The organism is Listeria cossartiae subsp. cossartiae, assembly GCF_014224155.1.
Classification (GTDB): Bacteria; Bacillota; Bacilli; order Lactobacillales; family Listeriaceae; genus Listeria; species Listeria cossartiae.
The window spans coordinates 15,856-32,002 of sequence record NZ_JAASUI010000005.1 but is presented as its reverse complement, the minus strand read 5'-3'; the positions used below and the strand labels follow the sequence as shown (position 1 = coordinate 32,002).

The following is a 16,147-nucleotide window of genomic DNA, read 5'->3' as shown; positions in this document are numbered from 1 at the left end:
TTTAGCTCCTTTTTTCTTTTATTGTAACAAAAAAACGAAGCTTCCTCAAAGGCGCTCCGTTTTCTTTCTATTATTTAGTTTCGACGGCTTGTTTATTTTGAGGTATTGTTAAACCGAGATTACCTCTTAGTGTTGTCGCTGGGTATTCGTTTCGGTACAAGCCGCGACTTTGTAAAAGTGGAATAACTTGTTCGACGAAAGTTTCAAATGTTCCGGGAATATCCGATGCGATAATAAAGCCATCTGCGGCCTCATTTTGGAACCAAACTTCGATTAAATCGGCTACTTGTTCTTTTGTTCCGATGAAAGGCGTTTTTGGTGTTGCTGCTTCGGTCGCGACTTGGCGAAGGGTCAAATGACGCTCTTTAGCTTCTTTTTTGATTCGATCTGTTGTACTTTGAAAAGCGTTTTTGCCAATATCGCCAAGGTCTGGGAATGGTTCGTCTAAATCAAATTGGCTTAAATCATAGTCATCAAAGTAGCGCGCAAGGTAAGTTACGGCGTTTTCAATTGGAATAAGACTGGCAAACTCAAGATATTTAGCTTCTGCTTCTTCCAAGGTGTCCGCTACTATCGGGCTGATTCCTGGAAAAATCCGAATTTCGGCTGCATTTCTACCAGCTTTTTCGGCGCGTGCTTTCACATCTTGATAGAATTCAATGGCTTCTTCTAGGGAATCGGAATGAGTGAAAATAGCTTCTGCATTTTGAGCAGCGAAATCGCGTCCTGTACTGGATGCGCCTGCTTGGAAAACGACTGGTTCGCCTTGTTTGGAGCGCCCGATGTTTAATGGACCTTCGACTTGGAAATATTCACCTTGATGATTTAAGCGATGTAATTTTTCAGGGTTAAAAAATTCACCGGTTTCTTTATTATAAGTGAACGCATCATCTTCCCACGAATTCCAGAGTCCGCGAACTACTTTTAAATGTTCTGCCGCAATGGTGTAGCGGTCGCTATGGGTTGGGAGGTTTTTCTTGCTATGATTTCGCGCGGCACCTTCTTGCGGAGAAGTGACTAAATTCCAACCCGCTCGACCGCCGCTAATGTGATCAAGGGATGAAAGTTGTCTTGCGAGTGTGAATGGTTCGGTAAATGAGGTCGAAAATGTCCCGACAAGCCCGATATTTTTCGTTGACTCAGCTAGTGCGGATAAAATCGTAATTGGTTCAAAACGGTTAAGAAAATGCGGAATCGATTTTTCGGAAATAAAGAGACCGTCTGCAATAAATACAAAGCTAAAAAGTCCTTGTTCCGCAATTTTGGCACGGGTTTTATAAAAATCTAAATCCGTACTTGCTGCTGGGTTAACGTCTGGATGGCGCCAACCGTCTGTTGTTCCGCCGACACCGTGGATGATTGCGCCAAACTGAATTGTTTCTTTTCTAGTCATTTTACTTCCTCCTTTTCAAATAATGCTTTTTCTAAATGTTCGATGCCAATTTCTACAACTGCTTGGTAAGTCCCTTTTTCAATGTCGCCGATTTCTACGACCGGGACATGGCGGATACCGTATTTGGCTTGGAGTACTTCTCGTAAATAATCGTGGTCGGTGACGTCGATATCTTGGAAGACAATTTTTTGCTCGGTTAAATAATCTTTCACATCTTTACAATAGTGACACCCTACTTTACTCCAAACGACGACATTAGCCATGGACAACTTCCTCCTTTATCGATTCACTTAATAATTGGTACGAATAGCGCTTGATTTCAGTTGATTTAATTGGGGTTAAAATGACAAAATCTTGGATATTATATTCTGCTGAAAGTCGTTTAATTTCTGTTCCGACTTCTTGTTTTGTTCCTGTGATTGCACCAATTCGTTGGGTAATAAACTGATATGTTTGGTCGATATCTTTCACGTAGGCTTCGGCTTGTTCGCGCGATCCGACATTAACTTTACGTCCATCCGCAAGCTCGACTTTGATTGATTCTCGCTCGGGAATATGTCGGTCTGCCGCGACTTTGGTTTCCGCAACTACGACAATCGGCGCTAATTGAAAACTGGCTTTGGGGTTAATTTGGTATTCATCAAATGTTTCACGTGCTTCTTTTAAGACGCTCTCTTCTCCGTTAATAAAATACGCGAAAACAAAGGAAATTCCCAGCTCCGCGGCTTGTTTCGCGCTCGCCGCACTCCCTCCGAGTAAAAAGATTTCTGGATTAGTTGCTGGAAGTGGTTTGGCTGCGATAGTTGTGGTTGATTCATGTGAAATCAACTCGACTAATTCTTCCAATTTAGCATCAAAGGTTCGGACTGGTTTGGAAAAGTCTTTTTGGAGGGCATCGGTTGCTGGTTGGAATCCGCCTGGTGCTTTTCCGACTCCAAGCGAAATCCGTTCGGGCGCTAGGTTTGCTAGCACATGAAATTGTTCGGCAACTTTATAGGGGCTGTAATGTTGCAGCATCACCCCGCCAGATGCAAGTTTGATGGTATTCGTTTTTGCAGCGATATATCCAAGCAGTACTTCTGGCGCAGATCCGGCTATTTCGTCTGAATTATGGTGTTCCGCAACCCAAAAGCGATGATAGCCAAGTTGTTCCGCGAGTTGCGCAAGTTCTACAGTATTTTGCAAAGTTTCACTTGGATGCTCGCCGGGATTAATAATACTTTGATCCAAAATGCTCAATCGAATGGTCATATGACACGCTCCTTTTTCACTTCTTTGATTTCATATAAATAATCCGCTGAGACTCGGTGTAAAAAGCGTTTGGTTCGTTCTTCTTTTGTATGATTGAATACTTCATCTGGCGTGCCTTGTTCGACAATTAATCCCCCGTCCATGAAAACGACTTGATCCGCGACCCGTTTTGCGAATTCCATTTCATGTGTAACAACAATCATCGTCGCGCCAGCCCGCGCAATTTCTAACATTACTTCTAAAACTTCACCGACAAGCTCTGGATCCAGTGCGGCTGTTGGTTCATCAAATAAAATGACATCCGGATTAATCGCGAGCGCCCGCGCAATGCCAACACGTTGTTTTTGTCCGCCAGAAAGCTGGGAAGGATAAGCGCTGAATTTATCTGCCAATCCTACTTTCGTGAGCTCGCGTTCGGCAATTTCACGTGCTGCTTTTTTCGGGATTTTTCTCGCAACGGTCAGTCCTTCCATCACATTTTGAATGACCGTTTTATGCGAAAAGAGATTGTATTGTTGAAAAACCATCGCGGTATTCTTTCGCAGTTGCAACACTTCTTTCTTGCTTGGTTTCTTGCAGTTAATTATTTGGTCATGCATCGAAATTTCGCCATTTTCGGGTCGTTCCAGTAAGTTTAAGCAGCGTAAAAAGGTGGTTTTCCCTGACCCACTTGGACCGAGTATCGTTACTACTTCGCCCTTTTTCACGGTTAAATCAATTCCTTTTAAAACCTGATTTTCGCCAAAGCTTTTTTGAATATTTTTAATGGTAATCATACTGTCCCTCCTTGGTATTTAGCGATATTCTTTTCCAAAATGTAATTAATTGCTTCAATCAACATAGTTAAAAACCAATAAATGAGTGCGGCGCCGATAAATGCTTCGAGAAATGCGTAATTGTCAGATGCTACAATCGTTGCCATTCCTGTGATTTCGGGGACTGCAACGATAGCTGCGATGGATGTAGTATGTAAAAATCCAATGCATAAATTGGTAAAATTCGGCAGAGCGATCATAAAGGCTTGCGGCAATAAGACTTTGCGAATCGCTTGGCCGTGCGTGTAACCCATTGAGTAGGCAGCTTCCATTTGTCCGATGTCAACGGCAATGATGCCTGAGCGCAAAATCTCGGTGAGGTAAGCCCCCGCCGTAAAAGATAGCGCGATAATCACAAAAATCACAACCGGAATTTTATTCGCAGATATGCTTAAATCAAATGTCTTACTTAAAAAATCAACAATCAGCGGAATTCCTAAGTAAATCAGCATAATATGCAAAATTGCTGGCGTACTTCGAAAAAAGGAAACATAAAACTTAGCAATTGGTTCTAAAAAACGTACATGATACATCCGAACCAACGTCAGACCAATTGCGATAATAAAGCCGAACAGTATCGGAAAGAAGGTCATCGCAAGTGTTAATGGTATCGTTTTTAACATCGCCATTACGGCTGTTCCAATAAAAGGCACATCAAGCGGCATCGTCATCTCTCCTTTACAGTTCTATATCGAAAATACTTGTAAATCTGGTGTTTTCCTTTTTGACTCGTTTTTCAATCCATTTGAAGGAATATTCAAGTAGTACGGCTGTAATATAGTAAATAATCGATAGCGAAATATAGACTTCCAACGCGTGATTGCTCAGGGTTATTAAGGTTTGCCCTCTTCCCGACATATCCATCACCCCTATCGAAAATGCGAGCGATGTATCTTTCAAATAGCCAATGACTAAATTCCCGAAATTCGGTAACGCTTGATACAACGCTTGCGGCAAAATAATCCGTAAAAATGTCTGGCGCCCGTTCAACCCAACACTATAAGCTGCTTCCGCCTGCCCAGCATCCACACTATTTACCCCAGCGCGAATCACTTCTGCAATTGTTGCGGCACTACTTAACGCATAGGTTGCAATCGCGGCATATAATGGATCCATTTGCGATAAATCAATACCAAATACGCTGGAAAGTGCCGGAATTCCGTAGAAAACAATGAATAATTGCACCATAATCGGTGTCCCTCGAAAAAACGAAATATACACTCGCGCAAATTGGTTCAAAACTGGAATCTTATAAATTCGCGGTAATGATAAAATTACGCCTAATATAAAACCAAAAATAAGCGAGAGTGCCAAAATATACAACGTAATCGGTAAATAACCAGCTAACGTTGGAATAAAATCAGCAATCATTTTCACATCGAACGCTTTATCCATTTTGATGGCACCCTCTCTCTTTTAATATTGTTCTTTTGAATAATCTGCGCCAAGCCATTTTTCGCTTAATTTTTTTAATGTCCCGTCGTCAATAATGGACTGTAGAGCCTTATCTACATCTTTGCTTAATTTCGTTTCATCTTTTCCAAGCATGAAATATACTTTCGCATTAGATAAAACATCGCCAACTACTTTTTCTTTGATTGCGCTTGTTTTATTTTGGAAATCTACCGCAAATGGTGTGGAAATTGTTGCATCAGCGCGACCTGTTTTTAGTTGGTTCGCTGCGTCATTCGATCCTTGTCCTTCATACGCAATTTCAAAATTATTACCTTGTTCTTCATTAATTTTCTTTAAAATTAGTGCGCCATTCGAAGTGGCACTCGTGATAACGCGTTTCCCAGCTAAATCTTTTGTACTATTAATGCTGTTGTTACTATCTAGTACCGTCAGCTGCAATGGGAAATTATTATACGCGACATCATTAAATAAAAACTTCTTCTCGCGTTCTTTGCTTTTTTCCATTTGATGCGCGACGATATCTACTTTTCCAGCTCCAAGACTAACGAGTAAATTGGAAAAATCCATCGTCTTAAATTTGAATTTATAACCTGGCAAACGTTTATCGATTTCTTTCACTAGTTCGACATCATAGCCAGTTAATTTGCCATTTTCATCTAAAAAGCAGACATTCGGAAATTGTGTGCCTGTTCCGACCGTGATTGTTTGTACTTTTTCATTGGCTGCTTCTGGTTCATCTCCTGCTCCACATGCGCTTAATGTTAATGCTGCCGTGAGTGCCAGTGCCAAAACTCCGTATTTCTTTTTCATTCTTTTTCCCCCTTTTTATGTCCAGCTAGGTATTCCAAGTAATGTGGCGTCGAATTTTTCTGGAATTAAGATTTTCCGCATCATCACGCCAACATCACCGTCTTCTTCATGTTCAAAATAAACTTCATAACCGCGGCGCAAATACATATCAAGAAGCCACGGATGTTTCCTGGCAGATGTTCCAAGCGTAAGCGCCGGAGCTTTCAAGGTATCACGAAGGACTCGCTCTTCCACATATGTTAGTAATTTATCGCCAATCCCTTGTCCTGCAAGTTCTGGAGCCGTTGCAAACCACCAAACAAATGGGTATTTAGAAGGCGGTGAACTACTCTCCCACGGAAAACGAACGGTAATTGTCGAAATTAATTTACCATTCCGCTCTAAAACAAACGCAGAAGAATTCACAATATTTTCTGTTACCATCGCCAAATCAGCATTAGTTGAAGGCCAATCAATCCCGAGTTCCTTCACTGATTGAAAAGCACTCGATAACAATTCCAAAAACTCTGGCGCATCTTCCACAGTCGCTACTCTAAAAATATCTTCTGTCATTTCCCGTTCTCCTCCTTACACTTCCACTGAATTTTGATTTAATAATGAAATAAATTGGCTTAATGCGAGGTCTAGTCGTTCTTTCGCAGCAGCTTCAATTTCATAAAGCCCATCCCCGAGCCGTTCAATTTGCTTGTCCACCGTAAACTGACCTTTTAAAATAGTTTCAGCTCCAAGTTCTTTTAAAACTGGATCCAGTGCGTATTGCAGTGCTAACAAATGACCATTTGACCCGCCAAGCCCTAGCGGCAAAACGACTTTCCCTTTTAACGCTTTGAGTGGCAACAAATCCAAATAGGCTTTTAGCACTCCTGAGTAGGACGCTTTAAAAATAGGTGTCGCGATAATAACGCCAGAACTATTCTCTACTTCGCTATTCGCAAGTTGAATATCTGGATGTGTAAAATCCGCGGTCACTAACGCTTCTGCCTGAATTTTATGCACTTCGATAATTCTCACTTCCGTACCATTATTTACTAATTCATTTGCTGCTAGTTGGATTAAGCCTGTAAGTCGAGATTCCGTTTTGATTCCCCCAGCAATAATTGTCACTTTCCCCATCAAATCGCCCCTTTTAATTCACATCAACTTACTTGGTTTTTAGATATTAGCTATACTATAAAGTAAAAGATTCTGTTTGGCTAATCAAAAAAACTAATGGCTAACCACAGTAATACTAATAGTTAGGCCTCAATCCGCATTATTCCTATGAATTTTATCAGATTAATAAATTGCTTCTACTAATTTTACGGTGTATACTGTTAGAAATATCAAAAAACTCCAATATGAAGGGGGAATTATATTGGAATTTCGAACCATTAAAACTTTTTATACGGTGGTTAATACGGGGAGTTTTCAGCGCGCAGCAGAAGTATTAAATTATTCGCAACCGACCATTTCAATGCGCATTAAACAATTAGAACAAGATTTGGATGTCCAATTATTCGAACGCGGCAAAACATTAAAACTAACACACGCAGGCAGACTTTTCTATGAAAGAGCCGGCCAGCTTATCGCGCAATATGAAGTGCTCGACCACACTATTTTTGACTTGAAAAATGGCAACGCTGGGCTAATCAAAGTAGGCATATCTGAGCCTAGTGCCAGCCTTGTTTTGCCGCAGATTTTAAAGCAATTTTTAACTGATTTCCCAAAACTCATGGTGAACGTGGCGGTGGATGACGCCAATACATGTAGCCAAAAATTAATTGACGGGGAAATTGATTTCGCGATTTGCGGGGAACCAGAGCTAATTTTGGAGAATTTTTACTTTCCATTTTTCCATGATACGCTAGATTTAATTGTGTCAGAAAAACATCCTTTAGCTTCTCGGGCTTCGGTAGAATTACTTGATTTGCGTGATGAATGCTTTATTTTCACCCCAGCAAACTGCCCGATTCGCATTCAAATTGAACAACATCTAAAACGCGCCATTGGTAGTGATTATAAAAAAATGGAACTTACTAGCAGCATGTCGCATAAATATTTCGTGCGTGAAAACGTTGGAGTATCTATCTTTACTAGCACTGCGCATTCTGAACTACTGGACGGGACGGTTCGCATTCCAATTAACAATTTACCAATTTCACCACCAATCGGTCTGCTAACTAACCAAAAAGAAAAAGATTTTGATAGTACAACGAAGGAATTTATCGACCGTATTATTTATTATTTTGATGATAAAAAAAGACAGATAGACTAACCAATTAGTCTACCTGTCTTTTTCTTAAAATTCTAATTGCAAATTCGCTTCAATTGCGAGCAAGTTATCACGATACACTTTCATTTCTTTCCGAGTAATTGTCCCTTTTTCAAAATACTGCTGAATCGTCTCGCGTTCAATTTGAGAAGCTAAGTCAATAGTTGTTTGTAGCGCCTCATCATCGCTTTCTTTTTTATTCGACCGGTGACCTAACGCCCGTTCAAAATTCATCAAATAAAGCGAAATGATTTCCGGGTTAAATTCATTCGGATCCAGTTCTTGCAGTTTTTGAATGACGAATTGATTATTTTCATTTTGCAATTTGGCACGTTCTTTTCGGCGTTCTTCAAACGTAAGCGGCACAATGCGAAAATCACGAATGCTATGACTTAGTAGTTGGCGATACCTTTTTCTTGCGCGATACTTCTCTGCCCGCGTTTGGACATAAAGTCGTTTCCCAAGCCGCATCATTAGCGAAAGCCCTACCCCAGTGTCAATTTTTCGCTCAAAAACTAATCTTCTCGTATTTTCAAGCTGCCATTCTTGCGTTAATCGCCGCAACTCTCGCTCCGTCGCGCTCACTTCTTTATGCTCCATTAACGAGAAAATCCGATTATTATACATATTTAATACTTTATTCATTTCCACGGTATTTTCATCTGTTTTATAAGCTTGCAGTTGCTGTACGATATCGCGAAGTAACATGATGTCTGTCGTATGGTCCGCCGTAACAACATCCTTTTTCGCCGCAAAAAGTGGTAACGTGAAATTGGCCAAAAGTAGCGTCGTGATAATGACACCTGCTGCAATAAAAATCAGCAAGTCCCGCTCAGGAAAAGCATCGCCATTTCCAAGCACAAATGGTAATGACAACGCACTGACTAAAGTTATCGTTCCACGAACCCCAGCCACCGTATATAGAAACGTATTTTTCAATCTGCTAGCTAAATCAGCTTTCGGATTTTCCTCGTAATTACGGAAGAATAAAATCCATAAAAACCGTAAACCGAGTAGCAAAAAAGTAATTCCTAAAATATAGACAAACAGCATTCCTTTTTGGATGTTCGCATCTTGCCAAATAGTCGTCAAAATTTGCGGCAACTGCGTCCCAAGCAGAATAAATACTAAGCCATTCAAACTAAAAATAATTACTGACCAAGTGTTTTTTGACAACAAATTCAATTGCGCCATTTCAGGATTTATTTTTTTATAACTAAATGAATGCACCATTCCACCGCTGACTACGGCCAAAATCCCGTTCACGCCAATTTTTTCCGCTACCATAAAAATCAAAAATGGCAGCAAAATTTCCATTAGCATAAAGGAAGTCATGTTTTCTATCCCCAACTGGCGTAAACCGCGCATAAGGCCGATTTTCAGCATACTCAGCACTGCTCCAAGCGCAATCCCACCAAGCGACAATAGCAAGAAACTAGTTCCCGCTGACATAAACGAAAATGTGCCCGTTACAAGCGCCAAGACGGCGAATTGAAAGGAAACAAGTCCAGAAGCGTCGTTAATAAGTGACTCACCTTCTAAAATGTGCATAATTTTATGTGGTACTCTTACTTTTTCAGCTAGCGCACCGACCGCAACTGCATCGGTTGGCGCCAGTGCCGCAGCAAGTGCAAACGCAGCCGCAAATGGTATCGCTGGAATTAAGTAATGAATAAACGCACCTAAAATCCCCACCGTAACAAACACTAATCCAATCGATAGCGACAAAATAGCCTTCCGATTTTTCCATAAAGATTTTTTATCCGTACTAGCTCCATCATTAAAAAGAATCGGCGCCATAAAGAGTAATAAAAACAACTCCGGATTCAAATCCATCGTATGATCCCCAAGCGGAATCGCTAAAATAATCCCGAGCAGCACCTGAATTAGAGGTACCGCAATGCTCGGCAAAAATCGACTTAGCACATTTGATAAAAATACCGCGCTTAACATTAATAAAATCAGTTCAAAAATCTCCATTAATACATCCCTCGTTCCCATCTTCCTGCCATACAACGACCCCTGAGCATGGCATTTCTACCGTTCCCATATTAGCAAAAAAACTTTTCGGAAACATCCGTCTCTGTATGGAGTTTTTTTATCTAGCATCCTCTTTTTGATAAACGATTTGCTCATTCACAACCGTCATCATAACGCTCATATCACGCAGTTGCGCTTGTTTCACTTGGAATGGATCTTCAGCCAAAATCGTGAAATCCGCTACAAAACCAGGCGCAATTTGCCCGCGCGAAGATGTTTTATAGCTCGCAAACGCAGCACCTTTTGTATAAAGTTGAATCGCTTCAAACACCGTGAGCGCCTGTTCAGACCAGTACGCTACCCCGTCCAAGTCCGCATTTGCCGTTCTCGTAACAGCAGCATGAATTCCCCAAAATGGATTCGGCACTTCAATCGGCGCATCACTTCCCCCAGCTAAAGGAAAACCAGCTTGTAACAGCGATTTCCAAGCAAAAGCGAGTGCCGGATGATTTTCTCCCAACACATCTAATGCCCACGGAAGATCGCTTGCCATGAATTGCGGCTGTATATCAAACAATACCGGCAAACCCTCCGCTTCTGCTATCAATGCTTCCGTAAGCCAAGGCGTATGAATTAATCTGTCATATTGCCCTTCTTTAGGCGGATAGGCTCGTAACGTGCGAATCACATTGGCAAAAGCCTGATCCCCTAAAATATGAATCGCAACAGGTAATCCCGCTTTTCTTGCTGCTTTCACCAAACCTTCAAACGCTTCATCAGAATGAATTTGCAGTCCTTTTTCCGCTTTATTATCAGCATATCCCGCACTCATTAGCGCCGTACGCGAGCCAACTGTTCCATCATAAAAAATCTTCATAGCACCTAATTCTAAAAAAGCATCTCCACTAACAAAACGTTCTTCTGAATCCGAAAAAGCCGCTAGTTCCGCATGATGAATTAACAAATGCGCGCGAAACGGCCAAGCATCCGCACCAACTGTATTCCGAAAAGCAGCAAAAGTAGACTCAAATCCTGTGAAATAATGTAAATCTTCCGAGTGCGCACCGGTTACCCCTTTTGACCATAAGTCCGTTATCGCGATTTCCAGCCACGCTCTTAATTCAGCAGGAGTTGCCGCTGGAAAAGCATCAATCGCTAAAGTCGTTGCATTATCTCTTAAAACACCTGTAAACTCCCCCGCTTTGTCGCGAACAATTTCACCACCGCCATCAAAACCATTTTCCGAAAAATCTTCGATATGCGCTTGCAACGCAGAATTTATCGATACGCTATGATAATCAATTCGTCTCACTAAAATTGGATTCGTTTGGCTTACTGCATCCAAATCAGCCAAGGAAATCAGGCTTTGTTCATCGGCCCATTTATTTTCATCATATCCTTCCACGAATAGCCACTCATCCATCGCAAGTTGTTTCGTACGTTCGGCAATTAGCTGTAGCGCCTCTTTTTTCGTCGTCGTTTGGTTTAAATTAAGTCGTTCTAACGCTTGACCGTACCAAAGCAAATGAATATGCGCATCAACAAATCCAGGAAAAACAACTTTACCATCCAAATCAATTGTTTCCGCAATTTCAGTCGCAAATTGCCGTTCTAAGTCCGCCGCTTCACCAACCGCACGGATCTGACCATTTTCTGTTAAAACTGCCGACACTCGCTCACCTTCCGCAGTCATTTGATAAAAAATACCGTTTTTCCACAATTTCATCATTTATTCCCCCTGATTAATGGAAATTTTCAAGGCTGCTTTTTCTTGTTGATCCTTTTTCTGTAAAATTTGTTGTAGTGTGATGCTGATTAGCGCGCATCCTAGTAAAATAAATGCGCCAATGAATAAAGCTTTAATGCCGCCAAGATGTTGAACTACAATTGCGCCTAAAAATGGTGCGAGCATTCTAGCTGCTGTTGCCATACCGTTCACTAGCCCTTGATACAAACCAGCTGCTCCTTTTGGTGCGAGTTGATAAGCAATTGTTGGAATCGCTGGCCAAGCAAACATTTCACCAATAGTTAAGAAAGTCATTCCCAACACAAATCCGCTATACACGCTTGCATTCATTGCGACAACAAACGATAAAATAAATAATAAAATACCAATATAAATTTGCGCTAATAAGTACTTTTTAAATCTGTTAACAACCGGGATTAAAACTAGTTGTCCCAGTACAATAAGTGCTCCATTTAAGCTCCATAAATTACCGTATTCGCTAGATGTCACACCTTTTATTTCTGTCATATAAGTAGATAGATTCGACTGCCACTGCACGTGCGGTAATTGGCAAAGCAAGTATGTCAGCAATAATAGCACAAAAGAGCACAGCGCGAGCTTTGTCGGAAATTCTCGTTTTGCTCCTTTTTTACGATGTTTCGTCTCAGCGCTGACGTTTTCAGATTTCCAGTCAATCTTATGGAAATAAAAGAAAAAATAGGCCGCAAAAGCAATCGCAAAGACAAACGAACCGATATAAACATGACTCATTCCTTGTTTAGCTAAAAGTCCCGCAAGTAGTGGCCCGATAGCAACGCCGATATTTTGCGCCACATAAATCGCATTAAACCCAGTTCTTCCGCCAGTCGGATGTGTTAACCCCGCCGCCGCATAAAGTCCTGAAAACACCATTCCCATCGCGATTCCAACCGCCCATAAATTCCAAATAAAGAACGGAAATCCGTGAAAGAAGCATAGCGAAGCCGTTGAAAGCACTAAAATAATCGTGCCAATCGTAAGCGAAATAAAACCAGAAAAACGGTCGAAAATAAGTCCACCGATAATGCTAGAAATAATTCCTACACCTGAATTAATCAACAATACTAATGAAGCATCCGTTGTCGACATCCCTAACTCTTGTGTCATATAAATCATATTAAAAGGCCAAATAAACGAGAGCCCTGTATATAGTAACACCATTCCAATAATAACAATCCATAAATCCTTTGGTAACCATTTTGTCATTTCCTACACTTTCCCTTCATTAAAACTCACCTTTTTTAGGGTATCACACCCAACCACTTTCGCAAAGAAAAATTTCACCAAAAAACCACCTAGCAAAATTTGCTGGTGGCTAATAAGGGACTGGTGATAAATCCCTATCATGGTTACTTCTAAGTGTACTATGAATTTGAATATTTGTCTGTGCTAATATAGGAAATATTTCAATTAATTTTTTTTACTCTTTTATCATACGCTATATCTCTCAAATAGCTATGAAATTCTGCCACATCTATTTCAAGATAATAGCCTAATTCAAAAAGAATGCCGTGCTCTTTCAGTTCCTTTACTTGGAAAGCACATAATTCTTTCGAGACAACTTGCATGATTTCTTGACGGAAAAAATCTTGCGCAATTTTCCATGAGGTAGTGTGCAGTCTCAATGGCATTTCTTTAATGAACCACTGAATACAGTCATTTGCTCCTCTATCTAAAAAGTTCATTTCTACGGCAGTTAAATCTGCTATATCCATGTCGCCCATCGTTTTCAATATTTCGTCCACGTATATTAAGGGGATTTTCCATGCTACAGTTTTACAAAGTGGTTTAATAGTTGTTTGTTCTCGCGTAAAGCCAAGGATACTTCCTTTGCCCCAAGAACTGTTTCTCTCGGCACATTGTGTTACGTTGCCTTCATCAATTGCGTAAACATACTCACTATTTTCTGGGCAGTTAATGATTTCGTCCTCGTCCCAATACACTAGTTCTGCTACTTCTTGAAATCTTGGGTCGTTTGTCAAAGTAAGCATCAATTCCATAGTAAACTTTTCTTGCATTTGTTTTGCCTCCTAAAAATCATTACGCCATTGCAGCTCCCTTTATCATAATAAAAAAGAAGCGAGTGAATAGTTCTCAAAGAACCATCTACTCGCTTCTTTTGTCCATTTTGTGACAAAATTACTGACACACTTTTTACAATGTTATTTTTTTAACGTTTTATTGGAAATTAATATAAAAATACCTCATTATTTCCCAGACTCACCTTTTCGAATAACCCACCAAAGTGATAGACAGGTAATTCCTTGGAAGACGAAAAATAATCCAAGAATAATGCCAATCGCAATTGCAACTAATGTATTCGTGAACAAGGAAATGACCGCAATAATTAGTCCGATAATCCCCATAATAAGTAACAATGTCCACCCCGGAAAACCTTTGACAGCAAAAGCCGTTAAGATTCGTAAAATTGCGGATGCTAAAATCCAAATCGCAAAAATGATAATGAAAATACGTTCCGCCATATTTGACTCAAAAATTGCAAATCCACCAACTAGGATAGATAGAATTCCATCTAGCATAATCCATTTGGAAATGCTCCAATATTTTCGTTCGCCAAAATAAGAAATCACTTCATTAATCCCATTTAAAACTAAAATAATCCCAATAAAAATAGTTAGTGCTTGCAGTGATGTGCTTGGGTTAAACATCAAATAAATACCAAGACCAATCATCGCCACACCGAGAATTAAAACGAAATATGTGTATAGCTTTCTCATGTTTCCACCCCTTTTTTAATGGTTAGTAAGTAATGATCCTGCCGCTTCATCGATAATAAAGACCACATTCGGATGATTTCGTAAAATTGATGCTGGGCAACTTTCGTCAATCGGTCCTTCAAGTAACCCTTTGACCGCTTCTGCTTTACGTTCACCGGAAGCAGTTACTAAGATTTGTTTCGCATCCATCATGTCTGCTAAGCCAAGTGTAAGCATTTGGGACGGTGCTTCATCTTCTTTTAACTTGTTATACATAATCGTACTTTTGATAGTAGATTCATCGCTATCTGCTAAAAACAAACGTGCGTCAAATGGCGTACCTGGTTCGTTTGCGCCAAGATGCCCGTTCACTCCTAAGCCCAAAATTTGTAAATCACGTTCGTTTTCAGCCAAAATTTTCTTATATCGAGCAATTTCATCTGTAAAATCAGCCAAACTTCCATCTAACAATTCTACTCTTTTTGGCATTTTGGTAATTAAATCATAGAATTTTTGGTGCATGTAGGTGTAAACCGTGAAAGAATCATCGCGTTTCGCTACATACTCATCTAAATTCATTAAAAATACTTTTTCGATTGGGATTTCGCCTGCATTAATCCCTTTGACAAGCCCTTCGAACATACCATCAAAACTTGCTCCTGTTGTAGTATTGATGACTGGGTTATCACTTGCATTAATCACTTGTTTGACAACTTCCAGTGCTTCTTGTGACATTTCTTCGTATGTTTTTGTTCTAATTAACTTCATTAAAATATCCTCCTCTATAGGTTTTCATTACCCGAACTATTATTTCTAAATCAAGCCGTGTTTTTGGAAACTAGCAAATAGGCCATCTTCATCAACTGATTTAGTTACATCATCCGCCAGTTGTTTTAATTCTTCTTTGGCGTTCCCCATCGCAATACCAGTTTCGCAGTATACAAGCATTTCAGCGTCATTCATGCCGTCACCAATACCAATTGTCGCTTTTTTATCGCCGCCAATATGTTGGAGCAAGAATTCAATCGCCGTCGCTTTATGAATATCTGGAACCATTAATTCTCCACTGTCATCCCCAAAAATAGGCACAGTACAATGCATTACTTCAAATTTACCGCTAAATTCATTTTTAATTTCTTCAAATGGTACAGCTTTATTTTCTAAGAAACAAGCTTTATTCACATCTGTACGATACAGGTTTGTTTCGCCGTAAGTTAAACCTTGGACAAACGGATGTGGGTTGTTTATTTTTTTCTCGCGTGCGATTGGGTCATTTTCCACATCACCATACACTAATTTATCTAAACGGGCTTCCAGATTCGGACTCGCAAATAAGCCCCCGTTTGATTCTAAATAAAAGTCTAATTCTTTTTCCATAAAGAAATCTACCATATGAACCACATCTTCATTTGCTACTTTTTTATGGTAAATGATTTCGTCATCTACTTCGATGTAGCCGCCACCAGCGCCAATAATACCATCAAATCCAATCGATAAAATCGTATCATATAGTTCTGGTTTTGAACGTCCTGTGCATAAATATACTTGATGTCCGTTGTTGCGGGCTTGGATAATCGCTGTTTTGGCTGATTCTGGAACAAGTCCATCATCACTTACAAGCGTTCCGTCTACATCTACAAATACTATTTTTTTCATAATGCAATACCTCTTTTCGCTCGTTAATAGTTTAATTATAGCATTTCTTTGCAGGGAAGGCGCCCCATTACACAACAAAAAACATCGTACCAT

17 protein-coding genes are annotated in these 16,147 nt (G+C 40.2%); 1 reads left to right on the top strand and 16 read right to left on the bottom strand.

The window, feature by feature from the left end; translation table 11 throughout:
- Nucleotides 1-70: 70 nt before the first annotated feature.
- The 9 genes from HCJ30_RS12690 to ssuE are packed head-to-tail and all read right to left on the bottom strand — an operon-like array spanning nt 71 to nt 6,798.
- Nucleotides 71-1,393 (bottom strand): LLM class flavin-dependent oxidoreductase, encoded by a 1,323-nt coding sequence (locus tag HCJ30_RS12690; RefSeq protein WP_185392447.1) that lies wholly within the window; start codon nt 1,391-1,393, stop codon nt 71-73.
- A complete protein-coding gene (locus tag HCJ30_RS12685; RefSeq protein ID WP_185392446.1) occupies nt 1,390-1,656 on the bottom strand; it encodes a glutaredoxin family protein in 267 nt (88 codons plus the stop codon). The genes HCJ30_RS12690 and HCJ30_RS12685 overlap by 4 nt, the downstream gene beginning before the upstream one ends.
- Complete coding sequence (locus HCJ30_RS12680) at nt 1,649-2,644, bottom strand: LLM class flavin-dependent oxidoreductase (protein WP_185392445.1); 996 nt, start codon at nt 2,642-2,644, stop codon at nt 1,649-1,651. The genes HCJ30_RS12685 and HCJ30_RS12680 overlap by 8 nt, the downstream gene beginning before the upstream one ends.
- Nucleotides 2,641-3,420: an amino acid ABC transporter ATP-binding protein gene (locus HCJ30_RS12675; RefSeq protein WP_008948592.1), complete on the bottom strand. Its 780-nt coding sequence runs from the start codon at nt 3,418-3,420 to the stop codon at nt 2,641-2,643. The genes HCJ30_RS12680 and HCJ30_RS12675 overlap by 4 nt, the downstream gene beginning before the upstream one ends.
- Complete coding sequence (locus HCJ30_RS12670; RefSeq protein WP_185392444.1) at nt 3,417-4,124, bottom strand: amino acid ABC transporter permease; 708 nt, start codon at nt 4,122-4,124, stop codon at nt 3,417-3,419. Before HCJ30_RS12670 ends, HCJ30_RS12675 begins: the two co-directional genes overlap by 4 nt.
- A gap of 13 nt (nt 4,125-4,137) precedes the next feature.
- Nucleotides 4,138-4,854 carry an amino acid ABC transporter permease gene (locus HCJ30_RS12665; RefSeq protein WP_008948594.1) on the bottom strand — a complete coding sequence of 239 codons (717 nt, stop codon included), beginning with the start codon at nt 4,852-4,854 and terminating at the stop codon, nt 4,138-4,140.
- Between the two features lie 21 nt (nt 4,855-4,875).
- Nucleotides 4,876-5,685 carry an amino acid ABC transporter substrate-binding protein gene (locus tag HCJ30_RS12660; RefSeq protein WP_185392443.1) on the bottom strand — a complete coding sequence of 270 codons (810 nt, stop codon included), beginning with the start codon at nt 5,683-5,685 and terminating at the stop codon, nt 4,876-4,878.
- 15 nt (nt 5,686-5,700) lie between these two features.
- The gene (locus tag HCJ30_RS12655) at nt 5,701-6,237 is read right to left on the bottom strand and encodes a GNAT family N-acetyltransferase (protein ID WP_185392442.1); all 537 of its coding nucleotides are present in this window, start codon (nt 6,235-6,237) and stop codon (nt 5,701-5,703) included.
- Nucleotides 6,238-6,252: 15 nt separating this feature from the next.
- The gene (gene ssuE / locus HCJ30_RS12650; RefSeq protein ID WP_185392441.1) at nt 6,253-6,798 is read right to left on the bottom strand and encodes an NADPH-dependent FMN reductase; all 546 of its coding nucleotides are present in this window, start codon (nt 6,796-6,798) and stop codon (nt 6,253-6,255) included.
- Nucleotides 6,799-7,039: 241 nt separating this feature from the next.
- On the opposite strand from ssuE, the gene HCJ30_RS12645 reads away from it, so the two are divergent.
- The gene (locus HCJ30_RS12645) at nt 7,040-7,939 is read left to right on the top strand and encodes a LysR family transcriptional regulator (protein WP_185392440.1); all 900 of its coding nucleotides are present in this window, start codon (nt 7,040-7,042) and stop codon (nt 7,937-7,939) included.
- 24 nt (nt 7,940-7,963) lie between these two features.
- Here HCJ30_RS12645 and HCJ30_RS12640 read toward each other — a convergent pair whose 3' ends face one another.
- The 7 genes from HCJ30_RS12640 to HCJ30_RS12610 all read right to left on the bottom strand — a co-directional run bounded on the left by HCJ30_RS12640 (nt 7,964) and on the right by HCJ30_RS12610 (nt 16,057).
- Nucleotides 7,964-9,916 carry a Na+/H+ antiporter gene (locus HCJ30_RS12640; protein ID WP_185392439.1) on the bottom strand — a complete coding sequence of 651 codons (1,953 nt, stop codon included), beginning with the start codon at nt 9,914-9,916 and terminating at the stop codon, nt 7,964-7,966.
- A gap of 118 nt (nt 9,917-10,034) precedes the next feature.
- Nucleotides 10,035-11,642 carry an amidohydrolase gene (locus HCJ30_RS12635; RefSeq protein ID WP_185392570.1) on the bottom strand — a complete coding sequence of 536 codons (1,608 nt, stop codon included), beginning with the start codon at nt 11,640-11,642 and terminating at the stop codon, nt 10,035-10,037.
- Between the two features lie 3 nt (nt 11,643-11,645).
- Nucleotides 11,646-12,887 carry an MDR family MFS transporter gene (locus tag HCJ30_RS12630; RefSeq protein WP_185392438.1) on the bottom strand — a complete coding sequence of 414 codons (1,242 nt, stop codon included), beginning with the start codon at nt 12,885-12,887 and terminating at the stop codon, nt 11,646-11,648.
- A 200-nt stretch (nt 12,888-13,087) separates the two neighbouring features.
- Entirely contained in the window at nt 13,088-13,699 is a 612-nt protein-coding gene (locus tag HCJ30_RS12625) for a hypothetical protein (protein WP_185392437.1), read from the bottom strand.
- 189 nt (nt 13,700-13,888) lie between these two features.
- Nucleotides 13,889-14,419: an HdeD family acid-resistance protein gene (locus HCJ30_RS12620; protein ID WP_185392436.1), complete on the bottom strand. Its 531-nt coding sequence runs from the start codon at nt 14,417-14,419 to the stop codon at nt 13,889-13,891.
- 15 nt (nt 14,420-14,434) lie between these two features.
- Nucleotides 14,435-15,166 (bottom strand): glucosamine-6-phosphate deaminase, encoded by a 732-nt coding sequence (locus HCJ30_RS12615; RefSeq protein WP_185392435.1) that lies wholly within the window; start codon nt 15,164-15,166, stop codon nt 14,435-14,437.
- Between the two features lie 45 nt (nt 15,167-15,211).
- Complete coding sequence (locus HCJ30_RS12610) at nt 15,212-16,057, bottom strand: Cof-type HAD-IIB family hydrolase (protein ID WP_185392568.1); 846 nt, start codon at nt 16,055-16,057, stop codon at nt 15,212-15,214.
- Nucleotides 16,058-16,147 lie beyond the last annotated feature (90 nt).

Bases quoted from the DNA above. Each gene is read 5' to 3' on its own strand.
- HCJ30_RS12690 (WP_185392447.1), bottom strand. From the start codon at position 1,393: ATGACTAGAAAAGAAACAATTCAGTTTGGCGCAATCATCCACGGTGTC.
- HCJ30_RS12685 (WP_185392446.1), bottom strand. From the start codon at position 1,656: ATGGCTAATGTCGTCGTTTGGAGTAAAGTAGGGTGTCACTATTGTAAA.
- HCJ30_RS12680 (WP_185392445.1), bottom strand. From the start codon at position 2,644: ATGACCATTCGATTGAGCATTTTGGATCAAAGTATTATTAATCCCGGC.
- HCJ30_RS12675 (WP_008948592.1), bottom strand. From the start codon at position 3,420: ATGATTACCATTAAAAATATTCAAAAAAGCTTTGGCGAAAATCAGGTT.
- HCJ30_RS12670 (WP_185392444.1), bottom strand. From the start codon at position 4,124: ATGCCGCTTGATGTGCCTTTTATTGGAACAGCCGTAATGGCGATGTTA.
- HCJ30_RS12665 (WP_008948594.1), bottom strand. From the start codon at position 4,854: ATGGATAAAGCGTTCGATGTGAAAATGATTGCTGATTTTATTCCAACG.
- HCJ30_RS12660 (WP_185392443.1), bottom strand. From the start codon at position 5,685: ATGAAAAAGAAATACGGAGTTTTGGCACTGGCACTCACGGCAGCATTA.
- HCJ30_RS12655 (WP_185392442.1), bottom strand. From the start codon at position 6,237: ATGACAGAAGATATTTTTAGAGTAGCGACTGTGGAAGATGCGCCAGAG.
- ssuE (WP_185392441.1), bottom strand. From the start codon at position 6,798: ATGGGGAAAGTGACAATTATTGCTGGGGGAATCAAAACGGAATCTCGA.
- HCJ30_RS12640 (WP_185392439.1), bottom strand. From the start codon at position 9,916: ATGGAGATTTTTGAACTGATTTTATTAATGTTAAGCGCGGTATTTTTA.
- HCJ30_RS12635 (WP_185392570.1), bottom strand. From the start codon at position 11,642: ATGAAATTGTGGAAAAACGGTATTTTTTATCAAATGACTGCGGAAGGT.
- HCJ30_RS12630 (WP_185392438.1), bottom strand. From the start codon at position 12,887: ATGACAAAATGGTTACCAAAGGATTTATGGATTGTTATTATTGGAATG.
- HCJ30_RS12625 (WP_185392437.1), bottom strand. From the start codon at position 13,699: ATGCAAGAAAAGTTTACTATGGAATTGATGCTTACTTTGACAAACGAC.
- HCJ30_RS12620 (WP_185392436.1), bottom strand. From the start codon at position 14,419: ATGAGAAAGCTATACACATATTTCGTTTTAATTCTCGGTGTGGCGATG.
- HCJ30_RS12615 (WP_185392435.1), bottom strand. From the start codon at position 15,166: ATGAAGTTAATTAGAACAAAAACATACGAAGAAATGTCACAAGAAGCA.